Annotated in this window: 15 protein-coding genes; 5 read left to right on the top strand and 10 right to left on the bottom strand. The window is 52.5% G+C overall.

Features of this window, described 5'->3' with window-relative positions; genetic code table 11:
- A partial coding sequence (locus AC2FNE_RS23220) for a substrate binding domain-containing protein (protein WP_496806407.1) occupies window positions 1-527 on the top strand: 527 nt, incomplete at its 5' end.
- A 50-nt stretch (window positions 528-577) separates the two neighbouring features.
- Here AC2FNE_RS23220 and AC2FNE_RS23225 read toward each other — a convergent pair.
- Entirely contained in the window at window positions 578-1,495 is a 918-nt protein-coding gene (locus AC2FNE_RS23225; protein WP_170603025.1) for a hydrogen peroxide-inducible genes activator, read from the bottom strand.
- Between the two features lie 95 nt (window positions 1,496-1,590).
- On the opposite strand from AC2FNE_RS23225, the gene AC2FNE_RS23230 reads away from it, so the two are divergent.
- Window positions 1,591-2,553 carry a sodium-dependent bicarbonate transport family permease gene (locus AC2FNE_RS23230; RefSeq protein WP_170603023.1) on the top strand — a complete coding sequence of 321 codons (963 nt, stop codon included), beginning with the start codon at window positions 1,591-1,593 and terminating at the stop codon, window positions 2,551-2,553.
- Window positions 2,554-2,564: 11 nt separating this feature from the next.
- Here AC2FNE_RS23230 and AC2FNE_RS23235 read toward each other — a convergent pair whose 3' ends face one another.
- From AC2FNE_RS23235 to AC2FNE_RS23255, 5 genes are read right to left on the bottom strand one after another with little or no spacing between them, the layout of a single operon-like run.
- Window positions 2,565-3,275: an SDR family NAD(P)-dependent oxidoreductase gene (locus AC2FNE_RS23235; protein ID WP_496806408.1), complete on the bottom strand. Its 711-nt coding sequence runs from the start codon at window positions 3,273-3,275 to the stop codon at window positions 2,565-2,567.
- Window positions 3,276-3,327: 52 nt separating this feature from the next.
- Complete coding sequence (locus AC2FNE_RS23240; RefSeq protein WP_496806409.1) at window positions 3,328-4,230, bottom strand: OmpA family protein; 903 nt, start codon at window positions 4,228-4,230, stop codon at window positions 3,328-3,330.
- Window positions 4,227-4,799, bottom strand: coding sequence for a peroxidase-related enzyme (locus AC2FNE_RS23245; protein WP_496806410.1), 573 nt, complete (start codon window positions 4,797-4,799; stop codon window positions 4,227-4,229). Before AC2FNE_RS23245 ends, AC2FNE_RS23240 begins: the two co-directional genes overlap by 4 nt.
- 6 nt (window positions 4,800-4,805) lie before the next feature.
- The gene (locus AC2FNE_RS23250; protein WP_170603015.1) at window positions 4,806-5,519 is read right to left on the bottom strand and encodes a GNAT family N-acetyltransferase; all 714 of its coding nucleotides are present in this window, start codon (window positions 5,517-5,519) and stop codon (window positions 4,806-4,808) included.
- Entirely contained in the window at window positions 5,516-6,238 is a 723-nt protein-coding gene (locus AC2FNE_RS23255) for a competence/damage-inducible protein A (RefSeq protein WP_170603013.1), read from the bottom strand. The genes AC2FNE_RS23250 and AC2FNE_RS23255 overlap by 4 nt, the downstream gene beginning before the upstream one ends.
- A gap of 50 nt (window positions 6,239-6,288) precedes the next feature.
- On the opposite strand from AC2FNE_RS23255, the gene sfsA reads away from it, so the two are divergent.
- Both sfsA and map read left to right on the top strand, forming a co-directional pair.
- Window positions 6,289-7,017, top strand: a complete 729-nt coding sequence (gene sfsA, locus AC2FNE_RS23260; protein WP_170603012.1) for a DNA/RNA nuclease SfsA — start codon at window positions 6,289-6,291, stop codon at window positions 7,015-7,017.
- Window positions 7,018-7,184: 167 nt separating this feature from the next.
- Window positions 7,185-7,997 carry a type I methionyl aminopeptidase gene (map, locus tag AC2FNE_RS23265; RefSeq protein ID WP_170603010.1) on the top strand — a complete coding sequence of 271 codons (813 nt, stop codon included), beginning with the start codon at window positions 7,185-7,187 and terminating at the stop codon, window positions 7,995-7,997.
- Here map and AC2FNE_RS23270 read toward each other — a convergent pair.
- The 4 genes from AC2FNE_RS23270 to AC2FNE_RS23285 all read right to left on the bottom strand — a co-directional run bounded on the left by AC2FNE_RS23270 (window position 7,985) and on the right by AC2FNE_RS23285 (window position 10,681).
- Window positions 7,985-8,152, bottom strand: coding sequence for a hypothetical protein (locus tag AC2FNE_RS23270; RefSeq protein ID WP_254442518.1), 168 nt, complete (start codon window positions 8,150-8,152; stop codon window positions 7,985-7,987). The genes map and AC2FNE_RS23270 overlap by 13 nt on opposite strands.
- Window positions 8,153-8,188: 36 nt before the next feature.
- Window positions 8,189-8,824 (bottom strand): HAD family hydrolase, encoded by a 636-nt coding sequence (locus AC2FNE_RS23275; protein ID WP_170479525.1) that lies wholly within the window; start codon window positions 8,822-8,824, stop codon window positions 8,189-8,191.
- 88 nt (window positions 8,825-8,912) lie between these two features.
- Window positions 8,913-9,473, bottom strand: coding sequence for a 16S rRNA (guanine(966)-N(2))-methyltransferase RsmD (gene rsmD, locus AC2FNE_RS23280; protein WP_170603006.1), 561 nt, complete (start codon window positions 9,471-9,473; stop codon window positions 8,913-8,915).
- Complete coding sequence (locus AC2FNE_RS23285) at window positions 9,470-10,681, bottom strand: NAD(P)/FAD-dependent oxidoreductase (RefSeq protein ID WP_170603004.1); 1,212 nt, start codon at window positions 10,679-10,681, stop codon at window positions 9,470-9,472. Before AC2FNE_RS23285 ends, rsmD begins: the two co-directional genes overlap by 4 nt.
- A 99-nt stretch (window positions 10,682-10,780) precedes the next feature.
- On the opposite strand from AC2FNE_RS23285, the gene AC2FNE_RS23290 reads away from it, so the two are divergent.
- Entirely contained in the window at window positions 10,781-11,266 is a 486-nt protein-coding gene (locus tag AC2FNE_RS23290; RefSeq protein WP_496806411.1) for a peroxiredoxin, read from the top strand.
- The last annotated feature ends 113 nt before the right edge of the window (window positions 11,267-11,379 follow it).

Here is an 11,379-nt window from a genome sequence, read left to right on the forward strand (position 1 = left end):
TGAACAACCGCTATGTTGAACTGATTTCTGAAGGATTCGATGTCGCGGTACGTATTGGCGAGTTGGAAGACAGCACATTACGCGCCCGTAAATTAACTGAAACAGTTAAGCGTATGGTCGCTGCTCCGAAATATATCGAGGATTTCGGACATCCACAGAAGATCGACGACCTGAATGAACACAAACTTCTGCATTACTCCAGCCAATCCTCGGGCAATGTCTGGAAATTGACAGCTCCCTCAGGTGAAAAGCGTCAGGTACGTACCGCTGGTTGGTTGAGCGTAAACGACGGTCAATCGCTTTTGAATGCCGCGATCTCGGGGCTTGGGATCGCGTATCTGCCCAGCTATTTATATGCAGATGCCCTGAAAACTGGCGAAGTTGTGGATGCGATGCCGTCGCTGCCGGACGAGGTGCAAGGTATTTTTGCGGTGTATCCTCCTGGCCGTTTCACACAACCGAAAGTGCGTGCGTTTATCGATTTTCTCGTCGATTCCTTTTCAGAAAAAGGACCGATGGACTGGTAAAATTCTCCCTACGGCAACTTCCAACCCGCGCTTCACGGCGCGGGTTTTTTTTAATCTCCGAGAATGGACATTCCCATTCCCCGCGCAACAGACCGCAAACTCTGAGTCAGAACCCTTTGACCCGGCAAAGGACCTTCGGTACTGCGTGTAAGCATTGCAATATCACGATTGGCGTTGGTAACTTTTAAAGGTCGCAGGCGAACTTCATCACGGTAAATTCCCTGCCGACGTGCGTAGAGATCAGGAAGCACTGCAACGCCAATTCCCGAGGCGGCCATAAGGACAATGGAGTCTAGGGTAGTGCCTTCGTATTCATCAGAAACGACACCTCCGCACTCTGCCGCCAAGGCGAAAACGATGCGCGATAGTCGGTGGCTTTGGTCTAGAGTCAGGAAAATTCTATTTTGCAAATCCTCTGCACCCACGCCTTGAAGGTCCCGTGCCAACGGATCATCCACTGCAGTCGCTATCCAAAGAGGTTCGTTAAAAAGGCGTTCCTGAACAGTGTTGGGATGGTCTTCAGGGGTCGAGATAATGAGGTCAAACCTCCCCGACTTTAATCCATGTTCAAGGTCGCGTGTGTTTTCCTCGCGAACCACGATACGTAATCCGGGACGAGCATGATGTACTTCCTTGATAACTTGGGGCAGTAAATACGGTCCGATCGACGGTAAAACACCCAGGCGCAAACGCCCACCGACAGGAGCGTCGCTGACCATTGCATGCCTTAGATCTTGAACGTCGACCAGAATTTTCTGCGCACGTTCTATGAAATCCTCACCCTTGGCTGTGGTTTGAACACCGCCACGGCTGCGTTCAAAAATCCGGATACCCAGCTCTTGTTCGACGGTGGCAATTTGGGCCGAAAGGCTGGGCTGGCTGACGTTTAAAACTTCAGCCGCCTGACTGAACCGGCCAAGGCGACTGACCGTCACAATATATTCCAGTTGACGAAGTGTTGGGCGCATTTCATAGTTTCAAACTAATTAAAAGTTAATAAGATAATATTTTGCTAATTGAAATTCGCAAGGCATCTAGCGTCAACCAATGTTAGGAGCCGCAAATGCCAGGCGTAATAGACACGCTTTCCAGCAATCTACTGGTGCCAACCATACTGTTTTTTGCTCTGGGTTTGCTTGCTGCTTTCGCCCGCAGCGATCTGTCGATACCGACAGGCGCAGCCAAGTTTATGTCACTTTATCTGCTGTTGGCCATAGGTTTCAAAGGCGGTAGCAGTCTTGCTGAACATGGTATCCATTGGGATTTATTTCTTACGCTATTGGGTGGTGTTGCCCTGTCGTTTGCCATTCCATTTGTTGCATTCGGATTGCTAACAATAATGACTCGATTGGACGCGCTGAACGCAGCCGCAGTGGCAGGCCACTATGGATCTATCTCGATCGTGACATTTGTAACTGCCGTTAGCCTTCTTGATCTGGTCGGGTTACGTTACGACGGTTTCATGGTCGCTGTGGCCGCTGCGATGGAGGTGCCAGCAATCCTTTCGGCTCTGTGGCTCGCGCACAAGTCAAGTAACAGTGGCCTCCGCGATGCAGGACTTTGGCGTGATTTGCTGGCCAATGGATCCATTGTTCTTTTAACAGGGTCATTTCTGATTGGCGCGATCACCGGTGGCAAGGGAATGCAAATGATTGCACCTTTCATCGTTACGCCATTCACTGGCATATTGTGCCTGTTCCTGCTGGACATGGGGCTTTCTGCGGGACGCAGCCTGATCCGCAACCGCGATAAGTTATCGATCGGTCTTTTCGCCTTTGGTTTGGTCATGCCCTTATTAGGCGCATTCATGGCATGGGCCGCAGGCGCGTTGATCGGATTGCCTCAAGGAAGTCTGTTTCTTTTCATGGTTCTCTCTGCATCAGCATCCTATATAGCGGTGCCCGCAGCCATGAAGATTGCCTTGCCCAAGGCAGAGGCAGGAATTTATTTGACCCTCTCTTTGGGTGTTTCTTTCCCCTTCAATATAACGATCGGATTGCCGCTGTACCTATGGTGGGTAACCTAGCAGGTCATCCGTCAAAAGGTTTCGACCCAGGGCCTGATCGTAACCTCATTGCTCCATGCTGAACGGTGTTGTCGGACCAGGTTCATATATTCCTGCGCAATAGCGTCTGGATGCAATAGACTGCCTTGATCGTCGCTATTCCCATGGACGTCCGGATTTCGAATGGTTCCATCAACATTGACCCAAGCGACATGTATTCCTTTGGGGTGCAATTCTCTGGCCATGGATTGCGCCAAGCCACGTTGAGCAAATTTTCCCATCGCGAAAGGAGCTGAAAGAGGATACCCCTTCACCCCAGCGGAAGCACCAGTGAACAGGATCGTCCCGCGTCTGTCATCCTGCGCTTCTTGCATCAGCATACGCCGCGCGGCCGCTTGCCCCATTAAGAAAGCGCCATACGCCGTCACTTCGACATATTTTCGCACGTCTTCCGGGTCAAAATCCGTGATAGGCCCACGAACACGGGCCGATGGGTTGTAACAGGCTATTCGCAAAGTCCCAGGCAGATCAGCAATCAATGAAGCCATGCCAGCTGCATCAGTTCCATCCAAGCTGTGCAACTCCGCTCCGGTTTCCGCAGAAAGATCTTTTAGGTCTGAGACATCGCGCGCCGTCAGATGCAAACTGTACCCCGCTTTTGACAATGCGCGTGCGAACGATGCGGATAGCCCGGCTCCTGCACCCACGATCAAGGCCTGAGATTGCTCGTTCATGTTCGACATGTTTTCTTCCTAAGGCTGAAATTAGGTTCTTTCATCTCGCTATACGGGCAATTCAGTTGACCAGCAATACTGCTTCAACTCTCCGGTTTGTATACCGCCCTTCGGACGTAGAATTCGATGTTATAGGTGAAAGGTATCCAACGCCTTCGGCCTGAATACGGTCTGCCGCGACACCATGTGTTTCTATTAATCGGTTTCTTACCGCCTGCGCCCGTTTGGTGCTGACAGCTACGTTTGCCTGAAGATCACCTGTATCGTCCGTGTGCCCAACCAAAGCCAGCTTAACTCTGGGATTTTCATTCAAAAACGCTGCAAGCAGACGCAAGGAAGAAAAAGGACCATCGCCCAGCGCAACCTCGCCCGTTGAAAAATGCAGATCGTCAAGGATTACGTGCCCGTCGCGCTGCAGAACCTGTAATAACCCAAGCGTTCCATCCACGGCTTCTTCGATCACAAGCGGCGGCGGGCTAGAGGCCTCGACCGGCGCGACGCGAATTAGCTGAACGAACCCATCCGGAGGATTTCGGCTAACCAACAAGCTCAGTACGTCGCTTCCACGGGTAGCGGATAGAAATCGGAAATCATGGATGGCAACGTACATGTCTGGTGTGGGCACCACCTCGGTGCCAAACCGAAAATCAAATCCACCACAATTGCGAGAGTCACACTCGAAAATTATATCATATCCCTGCGCCGCCAGTTGGTCGCGCAGAGGGGCCAATATTTGCAGCGTTGTGCTAGAGCCTGATTGCACCCTCCATGTCGTCCGCTCGACCCGCCCTTCCACTGTGCGCGCAGGCACTTTTCCATTGGCGAAAGCCCCGGTAGGAAGGTCGTAGCTGTCCAAAGGACTGATCCTTTCGCTGATCTGACGAGCGGAAGCCGGCATCGCCAGATCCTGCGCATTGGCATTTGTGGCCAAAAGGATTGCAAGGAAACTCAGTACTCGGATCATCGATGTTGCGCGTGGTACTCAGGGTTCGGGGTCATACCCGTTGCGCTTGCCACGCGATTGGTCATATTAAAAAAGCCTGCAACATTTGCAATTTCCCAAATATCTCGGTCGGTAAAGCCCGAGTCGCGTAAATTCTGGCGATCACCTTCTTCGATTTCGGCGCTGCTCATTGTCATTTTTGCGGCGAAATCAAGCATGGCACGCTGCCGATCATCCAATACAGCCACCCGGTAATTCATAATCAACATTTCGCCCAACTGTGGGTCGCCCGAGAGCTGTCGCACCGCCGCACCATGAGCAACTAGACAGTAGAAACACTTATTTATCGACGAAACGACCACCGCAATCATTTCACGCTCCAATTTCGACAATCCGCTGTCAGCCAACATCAGGTCGTTGTACATTGCAGTGAACGCATTGAGCTTTTCGATGTCGAACGCGTAAGCCTTAAGCACATTCGGCACCATACCCAGTTTTTCAATACAGATATCAAAATATTTCTGAGTCTCCGGCGGCAGCGGATCGACCATCGGCAAGTTCAGCGCGGTGGCTTTGGTGAGTTCAGTCACGACAGATCAGTCTCCTTTGACGCGGTAATGATACTCTCCCACGATTTGCATTCCGAGGGATTGATAGAGACTATTGGCCCCTAAATTGCTTTTTGTGCAAATCACGCTGAGAGTATCGGCTTTGTTGTCCGATGCCCAAAACGCAGCGGCGCGCATGGCCCATTGCCCCAAACCTTGACGCCGATGTTGTGGCAGGATTTCAAGCGCGTGAACCATGGCGATACGTTCGTGAACAGCGACAAAACCGGTTCCCGCGGGTTGATCACTCTGGCGCATCAACAAACCTGTCTTTGGGCCTGACACCCGATCCATCACGGCCAACCTCTCCGGGCCAATTCCGCATTGGGCCCAAATCTCACGCATTATCGCCAGCGGTTCCCAAATCGAAAACACTGTAACGCGGGGAACCGGGGAATCCATCAAATTGTTGATTTTGCATGAATAAATATTGACAGGATCAAGAACGCCGTAACCGCGCTGTTCTAATCTCGCATCCAGCATTTCGTCGCCGGGATGCAAGCAAAAAATAAGCTTCTGCCCCATCGCTAACATCGCATTTTCAGCAGCGTCAATGCTACCTGCCTCAACCTCGCCAACAAGGTTAGCTGCAGACACCCTGGAACCGCCTCCGCGACCTTCGCGCAATTTAAAGGGACCGACCTTCATGTAGCTTGCCGCGGGCCAAGTGCCATCTACAACGTCAGGCCAGTTAGCGCTCAAAGTTCCAGTTCCTTGGCGAGCCGAGTAATTGCAGCATCGATGCGCCCACCTTCGGTGCCGCGCACGACGACGTTTGCGCCAAAAACGCCGTTGCGTTGAAATGGATAACACCCGATGGACAGGTCGCTAAAATCCTCTGCCAACAATGACAGATTTGCGGCAATATCGCCTTCTCCACGCTCAACACGAAGAGTTTGGGACAGCAAAGGTGCCCCCCCTGTCAAAGTGGGTAGCACGCTGGCGACCATCGCTTGAAAAACCGCCGGTATCCCCGCCATCACATGCACGTTACCCAAGCTGAACCCTGGCGCAGTTGAAACCGGGTTGTCGATCAGTTTTGCGCCGTCAGGAATGCGCGCCATACGCAATCTCGCTGCGTTCAATTCCAACCCGGAATTTTCGTAGTGCGACCGCAGCAAGGCGCGAGCGTCATCGCGAATACCAATATCCGCACCCAAAGCGCGAGCAATACAATCAGCAGTAATGTCGTCATGGGTGGGTCCGATTCCACCGCTGGTAAAAACGTTGTCATATACATTGGAAAGGGCCAGAACCGCAGCTTCGATTGCTGGCGCATCATCGCTAACGATCCGAACCTCTTTCAAGTCGATACCCAGCTTGGTTAACTCGCCGGCCAGATAATGCATATTTGCATCACGGGTGCGGCCAGAAAGAATCTCATCCCCGATGACCAACATCGCTGCGGTTGGATTGGCCATTTCGCGCTCTCCCCTTGATCGGACGCTTGCGCAGATATAGGCCTTCGAGCATGCAATTTGAAACCCCCCTTGTTCCCGCCCGCCTGATCCGCCGATACAAACGCTTTTTAGCCGATTGCAGGCTTGAAAACGGGCGCGAAGTTACAGCTCATTGCGCAAATCCCGGTTCGATGATGGGCCTAGCCAATCCCGGTGAAAAAATTTGGCTAGAACCGAACAGTGATTCAAAGAAAAAGCTGAAATACGGTTGGCGACTGGTCGATCATGAAAACGGCGACTTTACCGGGGTCGACACATCTGTACCAAACAAGGCCTTGCGAGCGGCGTTGGAAGCAAAAGAAATATCTGAACTCGCCAACTACGAAACTGTTCGACCCGAAGTCAGGTATGGCGAAAACAGCCGTATCGACTTTCTGCTAAGTGGGCCGGGCCTGCCCGATGCTTATGTCGAAGTCAAAAGCGTAACTCTTTCGCGCCAAACTGGTCTGGCTGAGTTCCCCGATAGCGTTACTGCAAGAGGCACAAAACATTTGGAGGAACTGGCCGCCATCACAGCCAAAGGTTACCGCGCCATTATGCTTTACCTGGTGCAGCGCACCGATTGCGATCGCTTTACGTTGGCGGCGGATATTGACCCGGCTTATGCCGCTGCGTTCGGAGCCGCGCGGCAAAAAGGCGTAGAGCGGCTGATATACGGAACGCGGATTTCGCCCAAAGGGATATGGGTGACATCAGCGGATATCCAGATGGTTGGTATCGGAAACGAACCCCATGGGTAACAGCGAAGAATCAGCTGGGCTGCGCGCATTTGATCCATTCCAAGTCCTGTTTTTCTATCTATAAATCCCTATCTCATACATCGGAATTCATACTCCACACCCTCTGGAACTTTCTGCACAAGCAGCGTAGAAGGAATGCTGCGCAAAACATTTGGAGCATACCGTCGATGAAAGAGCATCGTGGCCGCCTGACCAAGGATGGTATTCGCATTTACGAACCGGTCGATTTTGCCGGAATGCACGCGGCTGGCGCTCTGGCGGCGCGTATACTTGATGAAATCGCCGACCATGTTTTTGTGGGCCAAACCACCGGCGAAATCGACCGCCTGATTACAAAAATGGTCGAGGACGCCGGAGCGGAATCGGCGACTATTGGATACAAAGGCTATCAGCACGCAAGTTGTATCAGTGTGAACCACGTAGTCTGTCATGGTATTCCCGGCGACAAAAAGCTAAAAGACGGCGATATCCTAAACATCGACGTCACAGTTATAGTGGACGGCTGGTATGGCGACACATCCCGAATGTATGTGGCGGGTAAGTTGCCGCGCAAAGCGGAACGCTTGATTCAAGTGACTCATGATGCGCTATTCAAGGGGATCGAGACTGTAAAACCTGGCAAAACCTTTGGCGACATTGGCCATGCGATCCAAGCCTATGTAGAAGCACATCGAATGAGCGTCGTTCGCGATTTCTGTGGGCACGGTCTGGGTCGGGTATTTCACGCACCGCCGAATGTTTTGCACTATGGACGCCCCGGCACAGGTGCAGTTCTGGAAGAGGGTATGTTTTTTACGATCGAGCCGATGGTCAATCTGGGCCGTCCCGAAACGAAAACCCTATCCGACGACTGGACGGCTGTCACCCGAGACAAATCGCTGTCAGCTCAGTTTGAACATTCCGTGGGCGTTACGGCGGATGGGGTCGAAATATTTACCCTGTCACCCGGCGATAAGTTTCATCCGACTTATTCATCTTGATCGGCGGCCTGATCTCTCAGGAGTTTCAACAACAGCGTTTCGTTGCCCCACGGCGTGACAGCATCGTGGATCAACAAAGGTGCGCGCGCTGGTTTTGTCTTGGGCCCTGTTGTGACCTCTGCGTCATTTGCAAGCGTCCATATGGGTGGGGTCAAAGCACGTTCCATGACCCAAAGCTTAGCACGGCTGGATTAGATTCCCAAAAGCGTTGGCACGTCGGTCATATCAACAAACACCTCAGCCCCTAATTCGGCCAGTCGTTCCCCATCGCCAGAAGGGACGTAGGCCAGACATCGCATATCGGCGCGCTTTGCTGCTGTTACTCCGCTAGCGCTGTCTTCGATGACCACGGGGTTGGATGCACCAAATCGTTCCGCAGCTGTCTGAAACATTTCTGGGTCGGGTTTTGCAGTTCCCAAAACGTGAGCAGAAAACATCACCTCGCTGAACCGCTCCCACATACCGTTTTGGCCTAGCGTAATCTTCATCTTGTCTGGGCTACCATTTGACGCAACGCAAAATGGAATACCGTTTTCATCAAGCGTTTCAAGAAGGTCTGGAATGCCAGGCATCAGTGAAACGCCACCGCGAAGACCGTCGTATATTTCCGCATAAACCTGGTCGACCCAATCATCAGGCAGGTCTGCACCCAGCTCACGTGCTTTGACGTGGACCCCAGCCATCGTACCGCCAAGGAAAAGGGCCAAGCTGTCTTCGATCGTAAGATCCAGACCGTGCCGGGAAAGGTTTTTAACCAGCACTTGATTAGACAAGGGTTCGCTATCGACCAGAACACCGTCGCAGTCGAAGATAACTAGGTCGTGCATCAAAAACTCCGTGAATTGGGCATTGACCCTTAAGCTGGGCGCCGTTCAACTTCAATCTGCCCATCCGCGGCGGACGGCACAACCTGGTTCAGTCCAAAACATCGCGCCACATCAACGCGATATGGGTATCGCCGTATTTTCGGGTGTCATACAATTTGAATCCCTGCGGCGCTGTCATAGGGGCTCCTTCTTCCCAAACCAGCAACGCGTCGTTTGCAATCCAGCCACCGGGAACAGCTGCGTTGATGGCCTTTTGGCCCAAGGCTTTTCCGTAGGGTGGGTCGAGGAAAATCAAGTCATAAGCGGCACTTGCGTTTTCGCCCAGCCGAGTAGCATCTCGGCGGATCAGATCGGTGCGATCATGACTGTTGGTCAGGTCTATATTCTTACGAATAATACCCTGTGCTACCCGCCCATCTTCGACGAACGTGACATGGGCTGCCCCGCGAGACAGCGCTTCTAGGCCCAATGCCCCCGTGCCCGCAAACATATCCAAAACCCGCAACCCATCAAAATCGATTTGATGAGACAGCACGTTAAAAAGGCTTTCGCGCACTCTGTCTGTCGTCGGACGCAAATGCGCCCCCGCGTCGCCCTTTCCGACCGAGGCCAAGGCGCGACCCCGGAATTCTCCGGCGATGATCCTCACGCTTTAAGCAGCGGTTTCAAATCCGCGTCGGGATCAGACACAATGGCCGCATCTGCCGTTTTTCCTGCCTCGATCAAACGCTTGCCGACCATATAGGCCCGGGGATCATTCATGGCGTCAACTGCAATCAGTTGGTCGCCCTTGTAGTACCAAAAGGACACGGTTTGCCCGTCGCCCTTGCGTGTTATCACACGATCATATCCAGAATTGAGACCTGCAATTTGCAACTTAACGTCATATTGATCCGACCAAAACCAAGGCGTCGCCATGTACTCTATGGCAGCGCCAAGCATATTTTGCGCAACAACCTCAGCCTGGTCTATTGCGTTGGGTACGCTTTCCAGCCGGATCCGCTGACCCTTGTAGGGGAATGACGCACAATCGCCCGCCGCCCAGATCGAAGAGTCTGAAGTTCGCCCATAGGCGTCTGTTTTAATACCATTTTCCAGATCAAGACCTGCCATTTCAGCTAACTGGATCGAAGGTTGAATGCCCACACCGACAACAACAAAGTCGATCTGAAGTTCCGCCCCATCCGTCAAAACCGCGCCAGTAACCCTGCCGTTTTCGCCAACCAGCCTGTCCAACCCGACACCTTCGCGGATGTCCGCTCCGTATTCGGTATGCAATTTACGGAAATAGTCGCTTGTCTCTGATGCGGCGACCCGCTGCAGAATTCGGTCAGCCATTTCGACTAGCGTCACTTTTACCCCACGTTTTGCACATACGGCTGCTGCTTCAAGCCCGATGTACCCTCCGCCCACAATAAGCGCTCGGGCGCCTTCCTTTACCCAAGGAGCCATTTCGTCAACGTGGGTTAAATCGCGTACAACGTAAACTCCCTTAAGATCACCGCCAATCGAAGCTGGCAAACGGCGCGGGTCGGATCCAGTGGTCAGTGCCAATTGGTCGTATGGGATCACCTCATTGCCCAAAGTAACAGTTTTTGCCTCTGGATCTATTTCAGCAACACGCTCACCCAATCTCAGTGTGATATCGTTCTCCGAGTAAAAACTTTCAGGCCGCAAAAACAGGCGCTCTAGTTCCATTTCACCCAATAGATACGCCTTGGACAACGGAGGGCGCTGATAAGGCAAATGCGGTTCAGCCCCGATCAGCGTGATATCGCCTTCAAACCCGTCTTTGCGCAGCCGCGCAACAAGGGACGATCCCGCCTGTCCGGCGCCAATCACGACAATATGGCTCATGTTCCTCTCACCCTGTCGAATTCACGTGGTCACTTTCACCTGCTCACCTATATTGCGGCATAGCCCGACTCTGCAAATTCAATCGACAGGAGCATTAAAATGATTTCAACCGGCAATGTGCTGCCCGAAGCGACACTTATCCAAATGGGTTCTGAAGGACCCGAGGAGGTGAGTGTTTCTGACAAAACAAAGGGCCGCAAAGTCGTGATCTTTGCCGTTCCCGGCGCTTTCACCGGCACCTGCACAACCGCTCATGTGCCGAGCTTCATCCGCACCAAAAGTCAGTTTGACGCCAAAGGCGTTGACGAGATTATTTGCCTATCAGTCAACGACCCGTTCGTGATGAATGCTTGGGGCGAATCTACTGGCGCGACCGAAGCAGGTATAACAATGGTATCTGACGCTGGTTCCGAATTCACCAAAGCAATCGGAATGAATTTCGACGCTCCCCCCGTCGGTTTGATAGCGCGATCCAAGCGCTACGCGATGCTTGTCGACGACGGGAAAGTCGTGGCTTTAAATCTGGAGGAAAGTCCGGGCACGTGCGAAACTTCTGCAGGTGAGGGGCTTCTCGAAGTCATCTAACATTAGGCAGCACACCCATAAATTTCTGTTCATTCACATAGGCTTGTGATTCACTTTCGCAAAACAACAGGCGGGAGTGGGAAATTGGCGCGATCTGACATGAGCGATTTGGA

Source organism: Ruegeria sp. YKSD179 (assembly GCF_059612885.1).

Bases quoted from the DNA above. Each gene is read 5' to 3' on its own strand.
- AC2FNE_RS23290 (WP_496806411.1), top strand. From the start codon at position 10,781: ATGATTTCAACCGGCAATGTGCTGCCCGAAGCGACACTTATCCAAATG.
- AC2FNE_RS23285 (WP_170603004.1), bottom strand. From the start codon at position 10,681: ATGAGCCATATTGTCGTGATTGGCGCCGGACAGGCGGGATCGTCCCTT.
- sfsA (WP_170603012.1), top strand. From the start codon at position 6,289: ATGCAATTTGAAACCCCCCTTGTTCCCGCCCGCCTGATCCGCCGATAC.
- map (WP_170603010.1), top strand. From the start codon at position 7,185: ATGAAAGAGCATCGTGGCCGCCTGACCAAGGATGGTATTCGCATTTAC.
- AC2FNE_RS23275 (WP_170479525.1), bottom strand. From the start codon at position 8,824: ATGCACGACCTAGTTATCTTCGACTGCGACGGTGTTCTGGTCGATAGC.
- AC2FNE_RS23240 (WP_496806409.1), bottom strand. From the start codon at position 4,230: ATGATCCGAGTACTGAGTTTCCTTGCAATCCTTTTGGCCACAAATGCC.
- AC2FNE_RS23255 (WP_170603013.1), bottom strand. From the start codon at position 6,238: ATGGCCAATCCAACCGCAGCGATGTTGGTCATCGGGGATGAGATTCTT.
- AC2FNE_RS23225 (WP_170603025.1), bottom strand. From the start codon at position 1,495: ATGCGCCCAACACTTCGTCAACTGGAATATATTGTGACGGTCAGTCGC.
- AC2FNE_RS23230 (WP_170603023.1), top strand. From the start codon at position 1,591: ATGCCAGGCGTAATAGACACGCTTTCCAGCAATCTACTGGTGCCAACC.
- AC2FNE_RS23235 (WP_496806408.1), bottom strand. From the start codon at position 3,275: ATGTCGAACATGAACGAGCAATCTCAGGCCTTGATCGTGGGTGCAGGA.